Origin of the sequence: Paeniglutamicibacter terrestris (assembly GCF_012271785.1) — a bacterium.
GTDB classification, from domain to species: domain Bacteria; phylum Actinomycetota; class Actinomycetes; order Actinomycetales; family Micrococcaceae; genus Paeniglutamicibacter; species Paeniglutamicibacter terrestris.
On the sequence record NZ_JAAWVT010000011.1, the window covers coordinates 92596 to 117119 of the forward strand.

At 60.5% G+C, this 24524-nt stretch carries 20 protein-coding genes; all 20 read right to left on the reverse strand.

Annotated features, from left to right (window positions below; genetic code table 11):
- Positions 1-20: 20 nt before the first annotated feature.
- On the reverse strand, positions 21-3587 hold the full coding sequence (gene dnaE, locus HED64_RS17435) for a DNA polymerase III subunit alpha (protein WP_132364841.1): 3567 nt from the start codon (positions 3585-3587) through the stop codon (positions 21-23).
- Between the two features lie 107 nt (positions 3588-3694).
- A complete protein-coding gene (locus tag HED64_RS17440; RefSeq protein ID WP_342590767.1) occupies positions 3695-4633 on the reverse strand; it encodes an RluA family pseudouridine synthase in 939 nt (312 codons plus the stop codon).
- Entirely contained in the window at positions 4630-5154 is a 525-nt protein-coding gene (gene lspA, locus HED64_RS17445) for a signal peptidase II (protein WP_168153252.1), read from the reverse strand. Before lspA ends, HED64_RS17440 begins: the two co-directional genes overlap by 4 nt.
- Positions 5155-5319: 165 nt before the next feature.
- Positions 5320-6012 carry a DivIVA domain-containing protein gene (locus HED64_RS17450; RefSeq protein WP_132364839.1) on the reverse strand — a complete coding sequence of 231 codons (693 nt, stop codon included), beginning with the start codon at positions 6010-6012 and terminating at the stop codon, positions 5320-5322.
- Between the two features lie 217 nt (positions 6013-6229).
- The gene (locus tag HED64_RS17455) at positions 6230-6535 is read right to left on the reverse strand and encodes a YggT family protein (RefSeq protein ID WP_132364837.1); all 306 of its coding nucleotides are present in this window, start codon (positions 6533-6535) and stop codon (positions 6230-6232) included.
- Positions 6536-6556: 21 nt separating this feature from the next.
- Entirely contained in the window at positions 6557-7090 is a 534-nt protein-coding gene (locus HED64_RS17460; RefSeq protein WP_168153253.1) for a cell division protein SepF, read from the reverse strand.
- 171 nt (positions 7091-7261) lie between these two features.
- Positions 7262-7972 (reverse strand): purine nucleoside phosphorylase YfiH/LACC1 family protein, encoded by a 711-nt coding sequence (locus HED64_RS17465; protein WP_168153254.1) that lies wholly within the window; start codon positions 7970-7972, stop codon positions 7262-7264.
- Between the two features lie 38 nt (positions 7973-8010).
- On the reverse strand, positions 8011-9192 hold the full coding sequence (gene ftsZ / locus HED64_RS17470; protein WP_168153255.1) for a cell division protein FtsZ: 1182 nt from the start codon (positions 9190-9192) through the stop codon (positions 8011-8013).
- A gap of 199 nt (positions 9193-9391) precedes the next feature.
- Positions 9392-10147 (reverse strand): cell division protein FtsQ/DivIB, encoded by a 756-nt coding sequence (locus tag HED64_RS17475; protein WP_168153256.1) that lies wholly within the window; start codon positions 10145-10147, stop codon positions 9392-9394.
- Positions 10147-11547 carry a UDP-N-acetylmuramate--L-alanine ligase gene (murC, locus tag HED64_RS17480; RefSeq protein ID WP_168153257.1) on the reverse strand — a complete coding sequence of 467 codons (1401 nt, stop codon included), beginning with the start codon at positions 11545-11547 and terminating at the stop codon, positions 10147-10149. The genes HED64_RS17475 and murC overlap by 1 nt, the downstream gene beginning before the upstream one ends.
- Positions 11548-11551: 4 nt before the next feature.
- Complete coding sequence (gene murG, locus HED64_RS17485; protein WP_168153258.1) at positions 11552-12682, reverse strand: undecaprenyldiphospho-muramoylpentapeptide beta-N-acetylglucosaminyltransferase; 1131 nt, start codon at positions 12680-12682, stop codon at positions 11552-11554.
- A 60-nt stretch (positions 12683-12742) separates the two neighbouring features.
- On the reverse strand, positions 12743-14041 hold the full coding sequence (gene ftsW, locus HED64_RS17490) for a putative lipid II flippase FtsW (RefSeq protein WP_168153259.1): 1299 nt from the start codon (positions 14039-14041) through the stop codon (positions 12743-12745).
- Between the two features lie 9 nt (positions 14042-14050).
- Positions 14051-15577, reverse strand: a complete 1527-nt coding sequence (murD, locus tag HED64_RS17495; RefSeq protein WP_245326074.1) for a UDP-N-acetylmuramoyl-L-alanine--D-glutamate ligase — start codon at positions 15575-15577, stop codon at positions 14051-14053.
- Complete coding sequence (gene mraY / locus HED64_RS17500; RefSeq protein ID WP_168153261.1) at positions 15577-16680, reverse strand: phospho-N-acetylmuramoyl-pentapeptide-transferase; 1104 nt, start codon at positions 16678-16680, stop codon at positions 15577-15579. Before mraY ends, murD begins: the two co-directional genes overlap by 1 nt.
- Positions 16677-18155, reverse strand: coding sequence for a UDP-N-acetylmuramoyl-tripeptide--D-alanyl-D-alanine ligase (locus HED64_RS17505; RefSeq protein ID WP_168153262.1), 1479 nt, complete (start codon positions 18153-18155; stop codon positions 16677-16679). The genes mraY and HED64_RS17505 overlap by 4 nt, the downstream gene beginning before the upstream one ends.
- A 13-nt stretch (positions 18156-18168) precedes the next feature.
- Positions 18169-19797: a UDP-N-acetylmuramoyl-L-alanyl-D-glutamate--2,6-diaminopimelate ligase gene (locus HED64_RS17510; protein WP_168153263.1), complete on the reverse strand. Its 1629-nt coding sequence runs from the start codon at positions 19795-19797 to the stop codon at positions 18169-18171.
- Positions 19797-21629 (reverse strand): peptidoglycan D,D-transpeptidase FtsI family protein, encoded by a 1833-nt coding sequence (locus HED64_RS17515; protein ID WP_168153264.1) that lies wholly within the window; start codon positions 21627-21629, stop codon positions 19797-19799. The genes HED64_RS17510 and HED64_RS17515 overlap by 1 nt, the downstream gene beginning before the upstream one ends.
- Positions 21630-21702: 73 nt before the next feature.
- Positions 21703-22467, reverse strand: a complete 765-nt coding sequence (ftsL, locus tag HED64_RS17520) for a cell division protein FtsL (RefSeq protein WP_168153265.1) — start codon at positions 22465-22467, stop codon at positions 21703-21705.
- Between the two features lie 2 nt (positions 22468-22469).
- A complete protein-coding gene (rsmH, locus tag HED64_RS17525) occupies positions 22470-23465 on the reverse strand; it encodes a 16S rRNA (cytosine(1402)-N(4))-methyltransferase RsmH (protein ID WP_132364809.1) in 996 nt (331 codons plus the stop codon).
- Between the two features lie 177 nt (positions 23466-23642).
- Positions 23643-24068 carry a division/cell wall cluster transcriptional repressor MraZ gene (mraZ, locus tag HED64_RS17530; RefSeq protein ID WP_132364807.1) on the reverse strand — a complete coding sequence of 142 codons (426 nt, stop codon included), beginning with the start codon at positions 24066-24068 and terminating at the stop codon, positions 23643-23645.
- Between the last annotated feature and the right edge of the window lie 456 nt (positions 24069-24524).

Sequence of the window (24524 nt, forward strand, 5' to 3'; positions counted from 1 at the left end):
GTCCGTTTCTCCGTTGGCTGCTAGCCGTCCAAGCAGGTCGGGCCCAGCAGGACCTTGAGGTCACCGAAGAGTGCCGAGTTCGGGTTCACACGGTATTCCATGCCCAGGCGCATCAGCGATACCCCACGGGTGCTGTGTAGCTTCACCCGCACCTCGGTGGTGCCTTGGTGCACGCGCAGCACCTCCCCGAGGGCGGAGATGACTTCCTCGGTCGCCTTGTGGTTAGCCATGGAGATGACCACCGGGCCGCCTTCGCCGTCCTCACTGATCTCCGGAACCGTGAGTTCCTGAGCGTTGAGCGTGATTGATCCGTCGTCGCGCTTCTGCACCCGCCCCTTCACCACGACGATGAGGTCCTCGGCCAACACGTTGGCAATCGGCGCGTAGGCGTTGCCAAAGAACATGGTTTCTATGGACCCGGAAAGGTCCTCGATCTCACAGCGCGCATACGGGTTGCCACTCTTCTTGGCGATGCGACGCTGTAGCGAGGTGATCATCCCGCAGACGGTCACGGTGTGGCCGTCCTGCGGGCCGTCGTCAGAGAGCACCTGGGTGACAGACATGTCGGCATTTTGTTCCAGCAGGCCACCTAGGCCCTTCAACGGGTGGTCCGAGACGTAGAGGCCGAGCATGTCGCGCTCAAAGGCCAGTTTGTCCTTCTTTTCCCAGTCGGGCATATCCGGAACTGCTACCGTCATGCCGGCCGCGGCGGTCGGGTCATCAAAAGCGCTGAAGAGGTCAAATTGGTTGGCCGCCTCATTACGTTTCACGGCAATGACCGAATCCACGGCCTCTTCGTGAATGGCCACTAGGGCGCGTCGGGCATGGCCCATCGTGTCAAAGGCGCCGGACTTGATCAGGGATTCGATGGTGCGCTTGTTGCAGACCACGGCTGGGACCTTCTGCAGGAAATCTGCGAAGTTCTCGAAGTTGCCCTTTTCCACACGGGCCTCGACCAACGCGTTGACCACGTTGGCGCCGACGTTGCGGATGGCGCCCATGCCGAAGCGAATGTCGTTGCCCACCGGGGTGAAGTTCAGCGCAGATTCATTGACGTCGGGAGCAAAAACGGTGATGCCCATGTGACGGCATTCGTTGAGGTACATGGCCGTCTTGTCCTTATCGTCGCCCACGGACGTTAGGAGTGCTGCCATGTATTCGGACGGGTAGTGAGCCTTGAGGTAGGCGGTCCAGTAGGAAATGACCCCGTAGGCGGCCGAGTGCGCCTTGTTGAAGGCATAGTCGGAGAAGGGCAGCAGGATGTCCCAGAGGGCCTTGATGGCCTCCTTGGTGTACCCGTTGTCGATCATGCCCTGGGAGAAGCCGGCGAACTGCTTGTCCAACTCGGACTTCTTCTTCTTGCCCATGGCACGGCGCAGGATGTCGGCTTGTCCCAGCGAGAAGCCGGCTAGCTTCTGCGCAATGGACATGACCTGCTCTTGGTACACGATCAGGCCGTAGGTCCCGCCCAGGATCTCCCGCAACGGTTCCAGGAGCGTGGGGTGGATCGGGGTTTCTTCCTGGAGTTTGTTCTTGCGCAACGCGTAGTTGTTGTGCGAGTTGGCGCCCATGGGGCCTGGGCGGTAGAGCGCGAGCACAGCGGAGATGTCTTCAAAGTTATCCGGGCGCATGAGCTTGAGCAGTGAGCGCATGGGCCCGCCATCGAGCTGGAACACACCTAGGGTGTCGCCACGGGCCATCAGCTCATAGGCGCCCGCGTCGTCGAGCTCTAGACGCTCGAGGTCCAGGTCCACGCCTTGATTCGCCTTGATGTTTTCCAGCGCGTCCGAAATGATGGTGAGGTTTCGCAGTCCCAAGAAGTCCATCTTGATCAGCCCCAGACCTTCACAGGTCGGGTAGTCGAACTGCGTGATGACCTGGCCGTCTTGGATGCGGCGCATGATCGGGATGACGTCGATGATGGGATCCGAGCTCATGATCACGCCGGCGGCGTGCACGCCCCACTGGCGCTTGAGCCCCTCGATGCCCTTCGCGGTTTCGAAAACGCGAGCTGCCTCGGGGTCGGTGGCCACTAGCTGGCGGAAGTCCCCGGCCTCGGAGTACCGCTTGGACTTGGGGTCTTCAATGTCATTGAGCGGGATGTCCTTGGCCATGACGGCAGGTGGCAGCGCCTTGGTCAGGGATTCTCCCATGGAGAAGGGGTATCCAAGCACACGCGAGGAGTCTTTCAGCGCCTGCTTGGTTTTGATCGACCCGTAGGTCACGATCATCGACACACGCTCGTCGCCGTACTTTTCGGTCACGTACCTGATGACCTCCGAGCGGCGCCTATCATCGAAGTCGACATCGAAGTCGGGCATCGAAACACGCTCAGGGTTCAAGAAACGCTCGAAGATCAAACCATGGACCAGCGGGTCAAGGTCGGTGATGCGCATGGCGTAGGCAACCATGGAACCGGCACCAGAACCACGGCCGGGTCCAACGCGAATGCCGTTGTCCTTGGACCAGTTGATGAAGTCGGCGACGACCAAGAAGTAGCCGGGGAAGCCCATCTTGATGATGACGTCGAGTTCGAAGTCCGCCTGCTTGCGCGACGCCTCCGGGACGCCGTTGGGATAGCGGTAATGCATCCCCTTGTCGACTTCCTTGATCAGCCAGCTGGTTTCGTCCTCGCCCTCCGGGCAGGGGAAACGAGGCATGTAGTTGGCACTGGTATCAAAGGACACCTCCGCGCGTTCGGCGATCAGCAGGGTGTTGTCACAGGCATCCGGCATTTCACGGAAGAGGTGGCGCATTTCGGCCGGGCTCTTGAGGTAGTAGCCGGACCCCGAGAAAGCGAAGCGCGAGCCGCCTTGGTCGTAGGTCGGCTCATCGAGGGTGGAACCGGAGTTGATGGCCAGCAGGGCCTCGTGGGCCTTGGCGTCGTGCTCGTGGGTGTAATGCAGGTCGTTGGTGGCAACCCTCGGGATGTTTAGTTCCTTGGCCAGACGCAATAGGTCCTGCGTGACCCGACGTTCAATATCCAGCCCGTGGTCCATGAACTCGCAGAAATAGTTTTCCTTGCCGAAAAGATCCTGAAATTCCGCTGCGGCGGCCTTGGCCTCGTTGTATTGCCCGAGGCGCAGCTTCGTCTGTACCTCGCCTGAGGGACAACCGGTGGTGGCGATAATGCCTTCGTGATAGGTGTCAAGCAGATCCCGGTCGAGCCGCGGATACTTGCCAAATACCGAGTCAAGGGAAGCCAGAGAGGAGGCCTTAAAAAGGTTTTTCATGCCGGTGTTGTTGTAGCTCAACAACGTCATGTGGGTGTAGAGACCACCGCCGGAGACGTCATCGCGCTTCTGGCTTTCGTCGGTGCGCCACTTCACGCGAGTCTTGTCGTCGCGCGCGGTACCCGGGGTGACGTAGGCCTCGATGCCGATGATGGGCTTGACCCCGGCTGCTGTGGCCTTGGACCAGAAGTCGAAGGCACCGAACAAATAACCATGGTCGGTGGTGGCCAGGGCGGTCATGCCAAGCCTGTTGGTCTCCTCAAAGAGTTCTGTCAGGCGCGCAGCACCGTCAAGCATTGAGTATTCGGTATGCGTGTGAAGGTGTACGAATCCATCGCGATTAGAGCTAGCCACCGATCCAGTCTAGGCCCTCTCTGGCGCCTGCGCCCGCTATCGACACCGGTTGTGGGAAGAGGCACCCACACAGGTGTGTGGGTGCCTCTGATGATGTTCAGGTGGGGCTAGAAATTGCCCTCGCGCAAGAGCTCCAAGGAGCTGACCAGGTCCAGTGGATACGAGCTGGTGTACTCCATCCATTCACCGTTAACGGGATGGAAGAAGCCCAGTCGCTGGGCATGGAGCCATTGGCGGGTCAGCCCGAGTGCTGCGGACAGCTTCGGGTCGGCCCCGTAGGTCTGGTCCCCCGCACAGGGGTGACGCATGGCGCCGAAGTGCACACGAATCTGGTGGGTGCGCCCGGTTTCTAGGGTGACCTCCACCAGGGAGGCGCGGCCGAAGGCCTCCATGACCTTATAGTGAGTCACCGACGGGCGACCATCCTCCACTACGGCGAACTTCCAGTCGTACCCTGGGTGGCGCCCCAGCGGAGCGTTGATGGTGCCCTCGAGTGGATCTGGGAGTCCCTGAACTACGGCGTGGTAGATCTTCTTGGGGGTACGTTCCTTGAAGGCCAGCTTCAATGCGGTGTAAGCGCGCTCGGTCTTGGCGACAACCATCAACCCGCTGGTTCCCACGTCCAAGCGGTGAACGATGCCCTGACGTTCGGCAGCGCCCGAGGTGGAAATGCGGTAGCCGGCAGCGATCAGTGCGCCGACAACAGTGGGTCCGACCCAACCCGGCGATGGATGTGCGGCAACGCCGACCGGCTTGTCAATGACAACGTATTCGTCGTCGTCGGCAATGATCTTGAGATCTTCCACGAGTTCTACCCTGATTTCTAATGGATCCGGTCGAATCGGAAGAAAGACATCGACGGTGGTGCCGGCCACGATCTTCTTCGACTTTGACACGGCTTTTCCAGCAACGCTTACGTTGCCTTCGGTGCACAACAGAGCTGCTTGGACGCGAGAAAGACCTAAACGCGCAACGAGGAAAGCGTCGATGCGTTGGTCGGCCTCTTCGGGCTCGACCAACAGGGATTCGTTACGTTCGGCGTTCACGGCTGATCCTTCATATCCGGACCGGCGCCCGGTTCGGTGGTGTTCTTTGCTGAGTTCTTTTGTCCATCAAGTTCGCGGCCGCTAAAAAGCAGCAGGCAGATGCCGATCATTGAGCAAACGATGAACATATCCGCAACGTTGAAGATGGCGAAGTTGGGTAGAGCAATGAAGTCAACCACGTGGCCGTGGCCGAAGGAAGGGGCCCGGAAGAGCCTGTCGGTGAGGTTGCCCGCAACCCCGCCCATCAGTCCGCCCAGAGCCAGTGCCCAGGGCCAGATGCGAATTTTGCGAACCAGCATGATTGCCACATAGAGCAAAACCGCTGCCTGGATGATGGTGAATACCCAGGTAAATCCCTCACCCATGGAAAATGCGGCACCGGAGTTCTTGATGAAATACCAACGCAAGAGCGGCGGTAAGACATCAATGACTTGGCCTTCATACATGGTGGACACCACGATGCGCTTAGTGATCTGGTCGAGGACCAGCCCGAGCACGGCAATGGCACTGGTGACGATCATGAGGGTTCGGGTGTTTCCCCGGCCGGACCCCGGAGTGGTCGAACCCTGAGACGCAGGGGGTACGGAGCTGTTTTCCATCGTGTCCTTTAACGAATTGTTGGCGGCCGGAGTTCCGACCGCCAACAATCTTAAGCCATCAATTTGTGTGGCAAATGGTGAAGCAGATTAGCTGTTGCCCTTGGCTTCCGTGGTGTCCATGGACCCCTTGGCTTCCAGGTCGCGCAGCTGGCCTTCGATGTAAGTCTTCAGACGTGCACGGTAGTCGCGCTCGAAGCCTCGCAGCTGCTCAACCTTGCGCTCCAGAACAGTTTTCTGCTGTTCCAATGCGGAGAGCGTCTTACGGCTCTTCTCTTCGGCGTCGGTGACAAGGCCAGTGGCCTCAACCTGTGCTTCAGCAATGATCTTGTCGCGCTGCTCGACACCTGCGGAGACGTATTCGTCGTGCAGGCGCTGTGCCATGGCCAAAACGCCAGCGGCGGATTCGGCGGAAGTAGCCGGAGCTGCTGCTGCGACCGGGGCCGCTGCAACGACCTTGGCCGGCTCGGCTGCCTTGGGGGCCTCCGGAGCTTTGGTCTCTTCCTTCTTAACCTCGGGAGCCTTGGCGGCTTCCTTGGCCTTGTCGGCTTCGGCCGGCTTGGCCGCAGGTGCGGCTGCTACTGGCGCTGGAACGGACTGAGCGCCTTCGCTGACGCCGGCTTCCGACAGGCGACGACGCAGATCGTCGTTCTCCTGCGTCAGACGACGTAGCTCGACAACGATCTCGTCTAGGAAATCGTCAACCTCATCCTGATCGTAGCCTTCGCGGAACTTCGTTGGCTGAAATCGTTTGTTGACTACATCTTCTGGCGTGAGAGCCATCTGGTCACCTCGATACTTGGTTCTTCTCCCCGAACCGCTGAAGTGCGGCACGAGTACACTTACCGTTTTACTAGAACGCAGCCCGGTGCAGTCGCTGCGCTCAATGTGACAACACTATAACGACTGACCGGGTAAAGGCTAAAAGCAACGGACTTTCTTACCGGAAAGTGATGCTCTTAGTCCTTGTCGCGACCGAAAAACTAGCCTCTTTCAAGGCTTATCTCAACGCCGCCGCTACACCCAAGTTGTTGACAACAAGTTTGAGCACTATGACGGCGAAGAACAAAATGATGAACGCAAGATCAAGGCGAATTCCCCCGAGATCAAGCGGTTTAATACGTGAGCGTAACCACCGCATGGGTGGATCCGTGGTCTTGGCGATCAGTGTAACGGCAACCAGGGAAATGCCCTGTGGCCTCCAACTACGCGCAAAAGATTCAGTGATATCAAGCACTATGCGCAAAAGTAGCATGACTTGCAGCACCGTGAGCAGCACATAAAGTAGGGCGAAAATTAGCTCCACGTTTACTTCGAACCCCTGGATCTAGCTTTGGTTGAAAAAGGTGGCTTGGTCTTCGGACTGCTTTTTGTCCTCACCGAGTACCTCTACCGTCGATGGGGAGAGCAGGAACACCTTGTTGGTGACCCGCTCGATGCTGCCGTGCAGGGCAAAGGCGAGACCCGCAGAGAAATCGACCAGACGCTTGGCGTCCGCTTCGCCCATATCGGTGACATTCATGATGACAGGTATGCCATCACGGAAGTTCTCCCCAATGATTTTTGCATCATTGTAGGACCGTGGATGAACGGTGGTGATCTGACGCAATGAAGAGTCCTCGTCCCGTGCTGAAGGTGCGCGCTTGATGGGTGTTACCGGAGCCCGGTATTCGTTTTCGATGACAGCTCGGGGTGCCACTGGTGCTACCGGTGCAGGCTGTGCGGCGACCGACTCCTCGCGAACAGGCTCGACTAAGCGCACTTCTTCACGCGCTTGAATGTCTTGCTTGTCGGCCTCGAAGTTCTCGTCACCCTCGGCGAGTCCCAGGTAGATCATTGTCTTGCGCAATGCGCCAGCCATGGTCTTCTCCTTTTAATCGTTTGCGGTCGACGATTGCCGGACCGCAAGTCTCTCCGCTAACTCGACGCTACAGCACCAATTGTCGGTGCTTGAGGACATCGGGGAGAATCGCTCGGTGTGTCGCCCGGCAGAATTTTGCTCCCTGCTGGACTGATGCTCTTACGTTGCGGCCTAAGCCTCAACGTCCTGCCAGACAAGTCCTGCCAAACGACCGGTTTGTGAATCACGTCGGTAGGAAAAGTAGTTCTCATCCTCGAGCGTGCAGATTCCGGTCTTGGTGACCACTACACCCAACTCGGATAATTCGGTGGCCGCGGCGCCGGGCAAATCCAGCCCCGTGGTGCCGTGGTGGGTGGTGCTTCGAATTCCGGGCCGCTGGATGCTGGCTTCTTCCGCCATGGATTCGGGGACCTCGTAGCAGCTGCCACAAATGGCCGGACCAATCCAGGCTTCGATGCTGGTGGCTCCCGCCGAACGTAGACGTTCCACGGTGGCGGTGAGAATGCCGTCAAGCAATCCGCGCCGCCCCGCATGGGCAGCGGCACTGATTCCTCCGCGCGGAGTTGCCCCCACGAAGACCACCGGAACGCAGTCGGCGACCATGACGGCCAGCGGCACCGCGGCTGTGGCCGAAACCAGCGCATCGCAGGTGGGGCCGTGACCCTCTGGCTCATCGCCGGTGAGCTCAACCACTGTTGCCGAGTGAACTTGATTCATGTAACTGAATCGAGATTCACCCAGACCCAGCCCCCGCTCGAGATCGCGACGCCGCAGCAGCACGGCGTCGCGATCATCGGGAACGTGGAAGGCCAGGTTTCCCTCGGCCGTGGAAGTGAACGCAACGTGCACTCGCGGAGCGAGTGCTGATTCGTAACGCAACATGGGCTGTGGAAGGGTTCCGTTCCGGTGAGTGTTTGTCCCTACTTGAGGAAGTCGGGGACATCCAGGTCGTCATTGGTGGCCGAGAGATCCGGCTCAACAATGGCGGGCAGTTCCTCAAAGCCCTGCTCGGCGGTTGCTACCGACGAGCGAACTTCTTGGCGAGGTGCTGCGGCGGGCGCCGTGGCCGGTGCTGCCGGAGCGGCAGGAGCCGACGCGGGTGCTGCCGGAGCGCTGCGCACGATCGGCTGCGGGGCAGCCGGGGTGCTGGTGGCATCAACCTGATCAAAACCAGCGGCAATAACCGTCACGCGAGCCTCGTCACCCAGGGCATCGTCAATGACGGCACCGAAGATGATGTTGGCCTCGGGGTGAGCAACTTCTTGCACGAGGCGTGCGGCCTCGTTGATTTCGAACAGACCGAGGTCCGAGCCGCCCTGGATGGAGAGCAGCACGCCGTGAGCACCATCGATGGAGGCTTCGAGCAACGGTGAAGCGATAGCAAGCTCGGCGGCCTTGACCGCGCGATCCTCACCTCGCGCCGAACCGATACCCATCAATGCCGAGCCTGCGCCCTGCATGACCGACTTTACGTCGGCGAAGTCGAGGTTGATCAAGCCCGGGGTGGTGATCAGGTCGGTGATGCCCTGTACGCCCGAGAGCAGTACCTGGTCCGCTTGGCGGAAGGCGTCAAGGACCGAGACGTTGCGATCGGAGATCGAGAGCAAGCGGTCGTTCGGGATAACGATGAGGGTGTCGACTTCGTCGCGCAGTGCTTCGATGCCATTGTCGGCGCTGGTTGCGCGGCGACGGCCTTCGAAGGTGAACGGACGGGTGACCACACCAATGGTCAGTGCGCCGAGGCCGCGGGCAATGCGTGCGATGACCGGCGCGCCACCGGTACCGGTGCCACCACCTTCACCAGCGGTGACGAAGACCATATCGGCCCCGCGCAGCACTTCCTCGATTTCCTCGGCGTGATCCTCGGCCGCCTGGCGACCCACATCGGGGTTGGCGCCGGCGCCCAGGCCACGGGTAAGTTCGCGTCCCACATCGAGTTTGACGTCGGCATCGCTCATGAGCAATGCCTGCGCATCCGTGTTGATTGCAATAAATTCGACGCCTCGCAGGCCAACTTCGATCATGCGGTTGACGGCGTTGACGCCACCACCGCCGATGCCGACGACCTTGATGACGGCGAGGTAGTTCTGTGGAGCTGCCACGTCCTGATTCCCTTGTTCGATGTGCTGCTGACCGAGGAAGCTCAACCGGACCAACGTTAACCCTCAACTCGAAGGTTATAGTTATGTCAAGCAACCGCTATGAAAACGCTATGGTTCGGAGTTCGTACATGCAACGACCACGGCCGCGTGTCGCCGCAAAGTCGTTCATTTTTCTTCTATTGCCGTCTTTTGCGGCCCGTTACCGGGCCACCGGGTGCTGCGGACTAGAAATGTCGTACACCTTGATGGGTGCTTCCTTGTCCTTGGGCGCTGCCAGAAGGGCTTGAAGAACACTGTTCTTCAGTGCCGCATCCTGAGCATCACCCCAAACCACCAGTGTTCCGTCGTTGAGCGTGAGCTCCACGAAGTCCTTGCTGGTGGCCGTTGCATGATCCACGGTCGCCAACAGCTTATCCGGTAGTTCGGAGAGAACTCGCGTCACGATGGCAAAGACCTTTGGGTCCTTCGTCGCTTTCGAGGATTTAATGGTGGGCAGCTTCGGCTTCGCCTTGGCCGACAATTGCGCCAGGACTTGGCCTTCAGGGCCCACGAGCGAACGCCTCTTGCCCTCGATGAGCAGCGCAACAGGCACATATTCAACAATCTGAACGTGCAGCGTGTTGGGGGCCTCAGCCTGGACGATGGCGTCCTGAACGGCCGGCTCACCGGCCAGCAGTTCCATCACTCGCCCCGTTCCCACGCGTGAGAGCGGAACTCCATGCAGCGGCTCAAGCGCCTTTTGCAGCGTCGCGTCGGTGACCAACTTATTACCATTCACCTGGACATTTTTGATGGCCAAGATGGGGGAAAAGTTGAGCACCAGCATCAGGATCACCACCAAGGCAGCCACCACCGAACCACCGATGATCCAGCGCCGTTTGGTACGCCGCCTGGGGTCCTCGGGCAGGTCAAGGACGTTGGAATTGCCCCTGCTCTGGCCGGGCTTGGTGACCATCAGTGACCCAGACGCTCTTCCAAGGCCGCCAAGATGGCACTGCCCTGCTCGGTGACGTCTCCGGCACCGATGGTCATGATCACATCTCCCGAGGCCGCTACACCGGCAACCACGGCCGCTGCTTGCCCCATGGAGACCAGTCCGCCGGCAGTAGCCAGCTCGCCGGTGACAAGTTCGCTGGTAACCCCCGGAATCGGCGACTCGCGTGCCGGGTAGATCTCCAGCACATAGGCCGAGTCAGCCAGCGACAGCGAGGCAGCGAATTCCTTGTAGAGCTCCTTGGTGCGCGAGAAGAGGTGGGGCTGAAACAACACGTGAACGGCACCGGTGCCGGCAACGGCACGCGCGGCGCGCAACGCGGCCAAGACCTCGGTGGGGTGATGGGCGTAGTCATCAAAGACCCGCACTCCCCCGGCCTCACCGCGGAAGTCGAAGCGGCGTGCGGCACCGGTGAACGAACCAAGTCCTGCCGTTACGGCTTCGGGGTCCAACCCGGCATCCAACCCAACACAGAAGGCAGCCGCAGCATTAAGCAGATTATGGTTTCCCGGCAGTGCCAGCTCAAGATCGATGTTTTGCCCGCTGCCCCATTCCAAGGTGCAGGCAAAACGCTGGCCGCGCGGATGCGGATCAACCAGACGGCGGTCCGCATCGGGTGCGAACCCATAGGTCTGCACCCGCAGCGCCGGACGTTCCTTGCGCATGCGCGTGGCCAGGGCGAGGGACCCCGGATCGTCGGCACAGCAAATCAGAAGCCCGTCTTCCGGAAGCAAGGACGCGAAATCGTAGAAGGCGCGGTGCACCGCCTCAACACTGCCGTAGTGATCCAGGTGATCTGCCTCGATGTTCGTTACCACCGCGACATCCGGGGAGTAATTCAGGAAGGACGCATCCGATTCATCGGCCTCGGCCACGAAGATTCGACCCTCACCGAATTCGGCGTTGGTACCAAGCGCCGCAATGTTGGCACCGATCGCAAACGTTGGGGAAGCTCCCGCCGCGCGCAACATGCTGGCGATCAGCGAGGTGGTGGTGGTCTTGCCATGGGTACCGGCCACGGTGATGACCCGGTGGCCCTCCATGACGGCGGCCAAACCCTGTGAGCGGTGCAGAATTCTCAGCCCGCGGGCAACTGCCTCGTCATACTCCGGGTTACCGGCCTTGATGATCGAGGAGATCACCACGGTATCGGCGTCCCCGAGGTTCCCCGCGGCGTATCCCACGTTGATGCGGGCACCTGCTTCACGAAGATCGTGGAGCACCGGCAGGTCCTTGGCATCGGTGCCCGAGACATTGAGCCCTCGGGCCACCATGAGCCTGGCTACGGCCGAGACTCCCACGCCGCCGATGCCCAGGAGGTGGACGTTGCCCAGCTGCTGAAGTGTGTGTTGTTCCTGCATGATGCTAGCTTTCCGTTCTGGAGGTAAGTGGCGGTGCGCTGTGTCCCAGACCCGTACGGATCATGGTGGCCATCGCTGCTGCAGCGTCGGTGCGACCCTGGGCCTTCGCCGCGGCCCCCATGCTCGCGAGTGCCGGGTGATCGAGTAGCAGGTTCAGCACGGTGGAGGTAATGAACTCGGCAGTGAATTCGGCATCGTTCACCAGCAGTGCGCCGCCAGCGGCCACGAGGTCGGTGGCGTTCAGGCGCTGTTCGCCGTTGCCGATGGGAAGTGGCACCAAGACCGAGGGGGTACCGGCGACGGCCAGCTCGCAGACCGTGCCAGCCCCGGATCGGGCCACCATCAAATCTGCCGCGGCGTAGGCCTGTTCCATCGAGTCAACGTATTCGACCTGACGGTAACCCGGTGCCGTGAGCGGCTCCCCCGCAGCATCCAGCATCACCTTGTCACGGCCGGTGATGTGCAAGATCTCGATCCCCTTGGCGCTGAGCGCGGGCAGGGCGGCGCCGATGGCGGCGTTAATCGAGGCAGCTCCGGAAGAGCCTCCGGTGACCACCAGTGCCGGAGCCTTCGCGGAGAAGCCCAGCGCAGCACGGGCGGATTCGCGCATCGCGGACCGGTCCATTGTCGCAACAAAGCCGCGCATCGGCATGCCCACCAGTTTGGCTCCGGGCAGCCCGGTTCCGCTGAAGGCTGCGCCAACACCCGTCGCGTATCTGGCGCCCACCTTGTTGGCCAGTCCGGCACGGGCGTTGGCCTCGTGAACAAAGATGGGCAGCTTACGCTTTTTTGCCGCAAGGTAGACCGGGGTGCAGACGTAACCGCCGACCCCGAGCACCGCTTGGGCCCTTGTCTGATCCAGAATGGCGCCGGCAGCCTTGATCGCGGCGCTGAAGCGGAAGGGCAGCTTTAGCAAATCCAGCGAGGGCCGCCGCGGCATGGGCACCTTGTTGATGGTGCGCAGCTCATAGCCGGCTTCGGGTACCAGCCGGGTTTCAAGCCCGAGGGCCGTACCCACGGCGGTGATACTCGTCGCGGGGTCCTGCTCGCGCAGGGCATCGGCGATGGCGATCATGGGGGTGATGTGTCCGGCCGTTCCGCCGCCGGCGATCACCACGCGTAATGGCTCAGTCATGGGATTCTGTGTGCTTCCTTCAACGGGTTTCATCGGCAATTTTTTTGACAGGTGGTGGGATCAGCTGGTGGAAGAGGCGCCGCGGGACTTAGCCAGCAGCGCACGCAGTCCGTTGCGGGTTCCGGGGCGTTGGAGTCTGGAGCGCTGGTCGCGAGCGAAGCAGAGCACCACCCCGACCCCTAAGAACGTGGCCAGAAGCGCCGAACCACCGGAGGAAATAAAGGGCAGCGGCAGACCGATGACCGGCAACAGTCCGGTGACCATGCCGATATTCACAAACGCCTGGCCAATGATCCAAGCCATGATGCCGCTGATGGCAACACGACCAAAGATGGTTCCGGCACGCACGGCGATCCGGTACATCGCCACGGCGAGCATGCCGTAGAGCACGATCACGAAGATGGTGCCCAAGAGCCCCAATTCTTCGCCAAGCACCGCGAAAATGAAGTCATTTTGAGCCTCGGGAATGTGTGACCATTTTTGTCGCGATTGACCCAAGCCCACGCCAAACCAGCCGCCGGAGGCCAGGGCGTAGAGGCCCTGCTCTGCCTGGTAGCAGTAATCGTTGGTGTCGCCGCAGGCGATATGCAGCCAGGCCAGGATTCGGCCCATGCGGTTTGGTGCCAGAATAACCATCAGCACCACGCCGACCAGACCGGCTATCCCCGCAATCCCGAAGATCCGAGAATTGGCGCCACCAACAAACATCACCACCGCGAGGATCAGCAGCAAAATCAGGGCGGTGCCGAGGTCGCGGCCGATCAGCACCAGGCCCACGGCCAGCAACCCAAAGGGCACCAGCAGGGGAATCACCGCATGCTTCCACTGGTCCATCAGCTTTGCCTTGCGTTCTACCACCCAGGCGCCCCAGAGGGCCAGGGCGACCTTGGCAAACTCGGAGGGCTGGATCGAGAACGGACCGATGAGGATCCAGTTCTTATTGCCGTAGATCTCCTTGCCGATGATCAATACCAACAGCAAGAGTGCTGTGGCAACGATCAACGCCGGCCACGCCAGTTTTTTCAGCTTGGCGACCGGAACCTGTTGCAGGGCCATCATGCAAATGATGCCGACCACTGCCCACAGCGATTGTTTGGAAAAATCGCCGAAGGCAGACTTGTTCTTGGCGATGGCCTCCACCGAGGAGGAAGACAAGACCATGATCAGACCCATGAAGGTCAACGCCAGGGTGGTGCCAAGTACCACGTAGTAATTGATTTGGGCACCGCGCAGCGAGGGATCCTCAATGCGGGTGAACCATTTGCTCAAGCCGCGGGATTCCGAACCCCGGCCGGGCTTGCGGCCCGGCGTGCCGGCCTTTGCGCCCTTGCCTGGTGGAGTACGGGATGTGCCGCTCACAAGAGCTCCTTAGCTAGTTTCTTCCTCCATTAACGCGCGTACCGCGTCGATGAAAGCATTTCCGCGTTGTGCGTATGAAGTGAATTGGTCCATGGATGCTGCCGCCGGAGCCATCAGCACGGTGTCCCCCGCCGTGGCAACCTCGGCAGCTCGTTTCACGGCCTGCGCCATGACTGCTGAGCCATCCTTGGCCGCGGCGGATCCTGTTGCCGTCTCCACACCAGTTTCGCGCACCTCGGCCATGATCACCGGTACTTGCGGCGCGTGTCGCTGCAGGGCACCGAGCAATGCTGCGGTGTCGGTTCCGATGACGATCACCGCTTTGAGGCGCTTGACGTGGGCGGTGACAAGTTCGTCGTATTCCACACCCTTGGACAGCCCTCCGGCGATCCACACCACCGAGGAGAAGGCACCCAACGCGGCGTTTGCTGCGTGCGGGTTGGTGGCCTTGGAATCATTGATCCAGAGCACGTCATCGCGGCGGGCGACGGCCTGAATGCGGTGATCTCCCGAATCGAAGGAACTTAATCCCTTGGCCACGGCCTCCGGTTCAACCCCAAAGGCTCGGGCCAAGGCGGCTGCGGCTGCGGCGTTCGACGCGGTGTGCCGCGGAACCACCTCACCCATCTGGTCAAGGGCAATCAGCTCCGCGGCCGAATTCTTCCGGTCCTCGATAAAGGCGCGGTCAACTAGCAGTCCATCCACCACACCCACCATACTCAGTCCGGGAACGTTAGTGGTGAAGCCGATGGCGCGGCAGCCTTCGGTCACGTCGGCATTTTCGACCATGGCCTCAACCACGGGTTCCTCGGCGTTGTAGATCGCCGCAACCCGGGTGCGCTCATAAATTTTGGCCTTGTCGGCCTTGTAGAACTCAAACCCACCGTGCCAATCCACGTGGTCCTCGGCGATGTTCAGCACCACGGAGGCCAGCGGGGACATGGTGTGGGTGTAATGCAGTTGGAAGGACGAAAGCTCCACGGCGATCACGTCGAACCCCTCGGGGTCACGGATGGCATCAAGAATTGGGGTACCCACGTTGCCCGCGGCAATGGCCCGCAGTCCCGCGGCTTGGAAGATCGCTTCGGTCATGGACACGGTGGTGGTCTTGCCGTTGGTCCCGGTGATCACTACCCACTCGGCGAGCTTGCGGCCCTCTTTTTCGCGCACGCGCCAGGCCAGCTCAACGTCGCCCCAGATCTCGATCCCGGCTTGTGCCGCTGCCACCAGCAGTGGCTGGCGCGGATTCCAGCCCGGAGAGGCAATCAGCAGTTGCGGTGCCAGCCCGTTGATCAGCGGCAGCTCATCAAGGTGCGCTGCACCGAGCAGCACATCGGTGGCTCCGACGATCTTCAGGGTCTCGCCCCGTGATTGGTTGACTTCGGTGTCAGCGCCGTCGATGACCACAACGTGGGCGCCGAGTTCGATCAAGGTATCGGCGGCAGAGAACCCGGAGAGGCCCAGGCCTGCGACAACTACCCGCAGTCCCTTCCAGTCAGATTCCCAGCGCGTGAGGTGATCAAGGTTGTTAAGCATTAGAGTGCCACGACCCATTCGGAGTAGAAGATGCCCAGACCCGCGGCAACAAAGAGCCCACCAAGAATCCAGAACCGTACCACCACGTTCTCCTCGGCCCAGCCGGAGAGTTCAAAGTGGTGCTGCAGCGGTGCCATCTTAAAGACGCGTTTGCCGCCGGAGAGCTTGAAGAAGCCGACCTGAATGATCACCGAAAGGGCGATAATCACGAAGAGTCCGGCCAACACGAGCAGCAAAATCTGCGTGCGCGAGAGGATGGCGAAGGCGGCAATCGCGCCGCCGATGGCCAAGGATCCGGTGTCACCCATGAAGATCTTTGCCGGTTTGGCATTCCACCAGAGGAAGCCGATCAACGCGCCACAGAAGATCGCACCGAGCAGCGCCAAATCCATGGGGTCACGCACTGTGTAACAAACGTTTTTCGCCTCATGGATACCGCAAGCCTGATTCTGCTGCCAGATACCGATGAGTGTGTAGGCGCCAAAGACCATGATGGCGGCGCCGGTGGCCAGCCCGTCCAGACCGTCGGTGAGGTTCACACCGTTAGTGGTGGCGGTGACGATGAGGTTGGACCACAGCACAAAGAGGATCAAGCCAAACAGCGGTCCGGCGAAGGCCAGATCGATGGAGGTGTCGCGCAAGAAGGAGATTGCCGTGGAGGCGGGAGTCAGTCCCTGAGCGTTAGGGAAATTCAGCGCCAGTACGGCGAATCCGATGCCCACCACTGCCTGCAGCACGATCTTCTGCCAGGCACGCAGTCCCAGCGAGCGTTTCTTGGCGATCTTGATGAAGTCATCAAGGAAGCCAACGAGTCCCATGCCGGCAAAGAGCAACAGCACCAGCAACCCGCTGGCGCTCACTCCGGCGCTGGGCCGACCCAACAGGGCCAGCAGCCCGTGGGTGATGAAGTAGCTCAGGATCACCGCGGCGATGATGATGACTCCGCCCATGGTGGGCGTGCCAGACTTCGTCGCGTGGCTGGTTGGTCCGTCGTCGCGGACGACCTGACCGTATTGCTTAAGCGTCAGTAGGCGGATAAATAGCGGCATCATGACCATGGTGAAAACCATGGCGATGCCGGATCCGATGATGAGGGCAATCACAGTGCCGAACCTCCCTCTGCGGTGGTAACACCGCTATTGATTCCGGCGATGGCATCGCCTAGGTGCCGCAGGCCGGAGCCATTGGACGATTTGAAAAGCACGATGTCCCCGGGAAGAAGATTCTCCGTCAGGATTTGTGTTGCATCCTCGATGTCCTCGGCGTAGTAGGCCTCGTCTCCCCAGCTGCCCTCGAGCACCGCAGAGTTGTAGGCCAACTTGGCACCGCGGCCGATGACCAGCAGCTTCTTGATGTTCATGCGGACGGCAACACGACCCAGTAGGTCGTGTTCGTGCCGTGACTCATCACCCAGTTCAAGCATTTCGCCCAGCACCGCCCAGGTGCGTCGAGTTTTGCCCGTCGCGTCCGGCAGGCCAAGTTCGGCCAGGGTGCGAAGCGCTGCGCGCATCGAATCTGGGTTGGCGTTGTAGGCATCATTGATGATGCTCACCCCGTCGGCGCGCTCAAAGCGTTCCATCCGCCAGCGGCTGGCCGGGCCAAGGCCCTGCAACGTCGCGGCGATGATAGCGGGGGGCACACCGAGGTATTCCGCGACGGTGGCCGCGGCAAGAATATTGGTCACGTGGTGGCGGCCGATCAGGCCGGAGGTGATTCGGTGCGACGAGTGATCGGCGAAGACCAGGGTAAATTCTGGGTGACCCTCCGCATTGACCTCGAGGCCCTGGGCCCAAACGCCCACGGCGGTGGCGTCGTTGGTGCGTTGCACACCAAAGTTACGCACCACGGCGTTGGTCCGCGAGGACATGGCAGACACCAAATTGTCATCGAGGTTGAGCACCGCAAGTCCGTCGGGGGACAGCGATTCAACCATTTCGCCCTTGGCCTTGGCGATGTTCGCAATACCGCCGAATTCTCCGGCGTGTGCCGAACCGACTCCGAGCACCACACCCACTTCGGGCTTCACCATCTCGGTGAGGTAGGCAATGTGTCCCACACCGGTGGCACCCATCTCAACCACCAGGTACTTGGTTTCGGAGGTGGCCCGGAAGACGGTCAGCGGTACGCCGACTTCGCCATTGTAGGAACCCACCGGGGCAACCGTCGGACCCAGCTGCGAGAGCAGGGAGGCCAACAGGTCCTTGGTGGTGGTCTTGCCGGCCGAACCGGTAATGCCGATTACACGCAGGGAATTGGAGGCTTTAAGCCGGGCCACGATGGCCGCGGCCAGGTGCCCCATGGCGATGACGGCATCGGGGACGATGATGGCCGGGTGAACGGATCCGTCCTCGGCGTGGGTTTCGTGCTCGGCAAGGGCCAGCACGGCGCCCCTACTCATGGCCGATCCGATGAAGTGGTGTCCATCTGAGGACTCCCCCGGCTTGGCTACAAAAAGCCATCCGGTTTCACAGGATCGCGAGTCGGTATCGACTCCGCGAATAAGTTGGTCGGCGCTAGCCGTTGAAGTGAGTCGCCCGCCAGTAATTTCGGCGATTTCGGCGGAAAGAAGATCAATCATGGCACCTAGGACTTTACCCTTCATCCGTTGGTTCGAAGGAATCGGAGGACGAGCCCAGGGGCGTGAAGCCATTGGCGCGCAGGGCATGGCGCAATTCCTCACGGTCATCAAGCTCAAGGTTCACACCCATGACCTCTTGGAAGACTTCGTGGCCTCGTCCGGCCACCAAAATAGTGTCCTTCTCCCCCGCCATGGCCACCGCTGCGGCGATTGCGGCGGCGCGCGGGTAGATCTCGTGTACGACAGCGGTGAGGCCGTGAGCGTCGATCTCAGCGCGTGCGCCCGCGACCAACGCCGCGCGGATCGGTGCCGGGTCTTCGGAGTGCGGATCATCGTCGGTGACAATGACCACATCGGCGTGCTGGGCGGCCACCGCACCCATGATCGGGCGTTTGGTGGCGTCACGTTCACCGGTGGCTCCGAAGACCACGAAGACGCGTGATCCTTCCTCGTCACGGCGCACCGAGGATAGTGCCCGGGCCAGGGCGTCGGGGTTATGGGCGAAGTCAACGATGGCGGCCGGTTCCGACGCGATGACCTGCATGCGCCCGGGGACCTCTACGGTGAGGGGATCCGCTTGATCCAGTGCCTGCTGCAGCGTCAGCGGATCAACGCCGGAGGCCAGCACCATGAGAATGGCCAGCGCGGCGTTGGAGATATTAAAGTCTCCCGGGAGCCCGGTCTTCGCGGTGAGTCGAAGTCCATTCGGCCCGCTCAGGGTGAAGTGGTGTCCCAGACCGGCCGGACGTACATCCCTCACGGCCCAGTCGGCTTCAACGACCTCGGTGCCGGTGGATAGCGTCAAGACCTCTGCGGTGGCGTGCGCCGCCATTTTGCTGCCCCAGTGATCATCAACGATGACGACGGCTCGGTCGCTACGTTCTAAGTCAAAGAGCATCGCCTTGATACCGAAGTACTCCTCCATCGACCCGTGCAGATCAAGATGGTCCTGGGTCAAGTTGGTGAAGCCGGAGACGGCGAAGCGTAGACCGTCCACCCGGTGGTAGGCCAGCGAGTGGGAGGAGACCTCCATGGTGGCGGCGTTAACGCCCAACTCGCGCATCCGTGACATCAACCCGTGCAGCTGGGGTGCCTCCGGGGTGGTGAGAATGCTGGGAATCGGGGTTTGGCCGGCGGAAATTTCAATGGTTCCCACCAAGCCCGTTTCCTTGCCCAGGGCGCGGAGCACCGAACGGATCATGTAGCTGGTGGTGGTCTTGCCGTTGGTTCCGGTCAGGCCAAAGAGCTCGGGGCATTTTTCATCTGTCCCATAAACCAGCGCGGATATTTCGCCGATGACTTCACGCGGAGCATCAACCAGCAGCATCGGAAGCCCCAGCGCTGAGGCGGCTGCCGCTCCCTCCTCATCGGTGAGGATCGCCGTGGCCCCGGCGCGAGCCGCATCCTGGGCAAACTGTGCCCCGTGGAAACGAGCCCCGGGGGCGCCGACGTACAGGTCTCCCGGCAATACGGCACGAGAGTCGAGGCAGACCCCGGTGACACCTAGTCGACCGTCGCCAACGACTGTGGCCCCACGTCCGGTTTCATGCAGGTACTCGAGCATGGCGTTCAGTGGTGTGTTGGTTGCTCGGGTGGGGCGAAGCAGCGCTTCGGCCGCCCGGGGGGAGAGTGCTTCAGGCATTACCAAGATTTCTTTTGTTCGGATCCGATGAACACTTTGTAGCCGTTGGGCTTCGAATCGCTCGGAGCAACGTTGTAGGCATTAAGGGTCTTGCCCATGACTTCGCTGAAGGTGTCACCGACGCTCCAGGAGATCCAGTCGCCCTTCGGACGATACATGGTCACCACGACGGCAAACTGGGGGTCATCCAGTGGAGCCACACCGGCAAACGAGCTGGTATATCCGTCGTATCCGCCGGATTCGCCAGCAGCTTGGCCGGTGCCCGATTTACCGCCAACGCGGTAACCGGACACAGCCATCTTAGTGCCAGTGCCCTCCAAGACCACGGTTTCCATCATCCTGAGCATCTGATCGGTGGTCGCCTTGGAGAAAACACGCTCACTCTTTGGTGCGGCAGGTTTCTCGATGCTTCCATCGGGATTGATGTAGGAATCGATCAGCGTCGGAGGGATGCGAACCCCACCATTGGCGATGGTTTGGGCGATTTGTGCCGTATGAAGTGCAGTCTGAGTGTAGCCCTGACCAAACATGATCGCGTACTGCTGGCGCCGTTCCCAGTCGTCAGCCGGGGCTAAGATGCCCTTGCTGGCACCGCCGAGGCCGATGTCGATGGCCGAACCGATGCCAAGCTTCTTCAAGTAGTTGAAGCGAGTCTCGTTGCTCATCTTGTTGCCGATCATCACGGTACCGGTGTTGTATGAGCGAGCGAAGATGCCCGCGGCCGTCATGTCATAGGTGGTGTGCTTTTTTGAGTCGTTGATGACTTCGTTGTTGATCTTGTAGGCATTCGGGACCCTGAAGGCGTCGGTGGGTTTGACCACGCCCTCCTCTAACGCGGAGGCAAAGGTGGCCATCTTGCCGGTGGAGCCGGGCTCAAAGGCTTGGGTGATTGACGCCGAGGTGCGAAATTTGCCTTCGGTCGCGCTGGGGTCGTTGGGGTCCATCTGGTTCGAGTCCCCGATGGCGATGATGCGACCTGTCTTCACCTCGGTGACCAGGACCGAGACCCATTCGGCATTAAACTGCTTCTGCTTCTTCAACGCCGCTTCTTGAGCGATGAAGTTGATGTCGCTGTCGAGCGTGAGCTTCACGTCTTGGCCGTCAACTGCCGGAACTTCGGTCGTCTCGGCCACCGGGATTCTGACGCCGTCGGCACCAACCTCGTAGGTTTTGGTTCCGGCTTCTCCGGTTAAATGATCGTTTTGGCTCAGTTCAAGGCCTTCGGCACCCACATGGGTTTCTTGGTTATCGGAGTTCTTCACGAATCCCAGGACCGGACCGGCGACCACCCCGTTGGGGTACTGGCGTTCGCTGCGCAATTGGCCGGTTAGGGTGCGGATACCCAGTTCCATGGCCGCGTTACGCACCTCGGGAGTCACGCCCTTGGCAACAACGGAGTAGGCGTTGGGTTTTGCTCCCTCCGCGGCCACCACCGCGTTGCGCACCGTGGCGACGTCTTGGTTGAGGATGTCCGCCAACTCGGTCACCGTCTGTTCAACGGAAACCGTTTCACGCTTGGCGCCGCCGGAGATGGGGGCGCGCACGATCGGCTTGGCCGCCTCGACTTTGCGTTGGTCAACAACCAAGTCATAACGGTCAACACTGGTGGCCATGATGGCACCGCTTGCGTCAAGGATCTGTCCACGCTTGGGCTGGGTTTCTTGGACCCGTGTGCGGTTATCAACAGCTGCTGCAGCGACGGCCTTGGCGTTGAGTGATTGGACAAAAAACAACCGCCCACCAATGGCCAACAAAAGCACCAATGCAATGCCTAAAACCATGCGCAAGCGTGGATGCGTTGCTCCGGTGGTGGTTGGGGATAATTTTGACATGCGGTCCTCAGCTCATACCGGGCGTGGGTTGGTGGTGCTCTAGGTGGTTGGTGGACGGTTCAAGTCTGGGTTTCTACTGCCCCGGGGTCTTCAAGCTCGGAGCGGGAATTGTTCCCCCGTTGAGCTCGGCCGCGGAAAAGTCAGGACGCTTATCGTTGCCGGCCTGCTCGGATGGCTCGCTTACGATGCTCTTGGTTGCCTCTTGCGCGGTGGCAGGCTGTTCGACTGCCTCAGGCTCACTGGCAGGCACTTCGGCGGCAACGGGAGCCGGTGCCGGCTGAACGATGGGCGCGGAAACAACTTTTTCCACTGGCGGCTCGGGTTTGACCGGAGAGTTGAGGGAAACATTGCTTGCTTTGGCATCAGCGTCGGGCTTTTTGGCCGCTGTCGGAGTGCCAGAGACCTTTCCCGACTCAATGTTGATGGCCGCGGGGGCTCCCGGTTTCACCATGCCTAATTTTTCAGCCTTTGCGGCTACCACCTGAGGAGCTTCGAGGTACAACGCCTTCTGACGCAATGCCTCGTTTTCCTGGGAGAGGGAACGTTCCTGTCCGCGCAGATCCACCGCCGTGTACTGGCCGTTGGCAATGGCGACGTTGATGAGCAGAACCGCAACAACCGAGGCAATAACCAAACCAAGGATGGTGACAAGGAAGGGAATCCGTCGCGAGGAACCGATCTCCGGGACCACCGAGAGCGTCGTGCGGCTCTTGGCGGTAGATTCTTCCGGACGTGAGGCTGGGATGGGTCGCGGGGCATGGCTGAGCGCATTGGCACCCTGCGTTGCCGGATGTTCGATAACGCGCGAACGTACGCGGCTGGGGGTCCGGTTGCTCATTCTCAGCTCCTCTTAAGGATGCGTTCCACGGCTCGCAGCTTTGCTGAAGCTGCCCGCGAGTTTTCTGCGATTTCTTGGTCAGTTGGCTTTTCGGTTCCTCGGGTGAGGACCTTGAATTGCGCCTTGTGTTCTTCCAGCTCCACGGGGAAGCCAGCGGGTGCCGAGGATTTTGAACCGGCGGCGAAGTGCCGCTTGGTGATCTTGTCCTCCAACGAGTGATAACTCATCACCACAACCCGGCCACCAACGTGCAGTGCGCCCATGGCAGCGGGGATGGCTCGATCCAACACATCGAGTTCCTCGTTGACTTCAATGCGAAGTGCCTGGAATGTCCGCTTGGCGGGGTGTCCCCCGGTGCGTGCGGCAGCTGCCGGAACCACGGATCGAATAGCCGTTACGAGTTCTTCGGTGGTGCTGAAGGGCTTGAGCTTGCGAGCTTCAACGATGGAAGAGGCGATACGCCCGGCGAACTTTTCCTCGCCCCAAGCGCGGATAATGCGGACCAATTCGGTTTCGCTGTACTCATTAACAATGTCTGCGGCGGTGGGCCCTTGCGAGGTATCCATACGCATATCCAACGGAGCGTCGTAGGAATAGGCGAAGCCGCGGTCCCGCTCGTCTAGCTGCAGGGAAGAAACCCCGAGGTCGAAGAGCACTCCGTCAATACCGTCAAAGCCCAAATCGGCGACGACATCGGCGATCTCGTCATAGATTGCGTGGACCAGGTCGGTGCGCTCGGCAAATCCAGCCAAGCGTGCCCCAGCCAGGGCCAAGGCCTGCTCGTCGCGATCCAACCCGATGAGGTGCAGATCGGGGAAACGCTGGAGGAGTGCTTCAGAATGCCCACCCATCCCCAAGGTGCAGTCCACAACAACCGCACGGCCACGGGCGGCAATGCCTGCCTCGATACCGTCCGCCAAAAGCCCTACGCAACGTTCGAGCAACACCGGAACGTGGCGTTCGGATGTTGGCCGATCTGCGGATCCGTCTAAGTTCACCGCTCCCCCTTTCGCGTGGGCCTACTACCTATAGTTTTGGCTGAGACCAGATCCCCCTCCGACCCGCGTCCACCCAGCCTGGCTCCGGGGAAGTGGAGTCAGGATGCGCGTTGCACGGGCGGCTGGAGATCTCGTCCAAGCCACTGTTGAGCCTTGAGTCACCGTGTTGGTAACTATTTAGCCCGGAAGTGCTTCGTCGTCCGTTTCGGAGAACACGTTCTCCTGCTCAACGAGGTAGGTATTCCACGCCGTGGAATCCCAAATCTCGACTCGGTTGCCCGCGCCGATCACTGTAACCTCTCGGTCCAGCCCCGCATATGAACGAAGCATTGACGGAATGGTGACCCGCCCCTGCTTATCCGGCAATTCATCCGAAGCACCGGAGAGGAAAACACGCGCATAGTCTCGTGCCTGTCGTGAAGAGATCGGCGCCTGGCTCATTTGCTCATGCTGCTTCTCAAACTCACGTTGGCTAAAGACGTAAATACAACGTTCCTGGCCTCGCGTCAGAACTAAACCATTGGCTAATTCGTCCCGATACTTGGCCGGGAGGATCAAACGCCCCTTCTCATCCAGACGCGGGGTATACGTTCCGAGGAACATACCTACCGCCTTCCGGCTAGAAGAAGCATTTTGCTCCATTTCCCTCTATTTCGCTCCACTTTACTCCACAAGCCTCCACTGTCAACGAACGATTCGGCATTTTGCGGTGAAAATCTAGCGAAAACTGTTGATTTTCCGGGGCATACGAGCCGTGGTGCGGGGTGGAGGGTTTTAGATTCAGATCAAACTCCCAGAAAGGGTGCCGTGACGAAGGGCACATCACCATCTGCGGGAATCCGCCATTTCACGTGGGTTTTCCGCGTGAGCTCGTGACTAGTGGAGGGTTCACCCCGAGCATTAGGGAGCAAAGTGGAGGACAAAGGAATCCACGCCAGGAGCGAGCGCCAAGAGCCCAGAAATATAAATTACGTCGATTAGTGATATTGGGCGCGTCGTGGTTCACGATGAACAATTTGGCCGCATGGCTCGATGCCGGCCTCGTTCCTCAGAATTGTC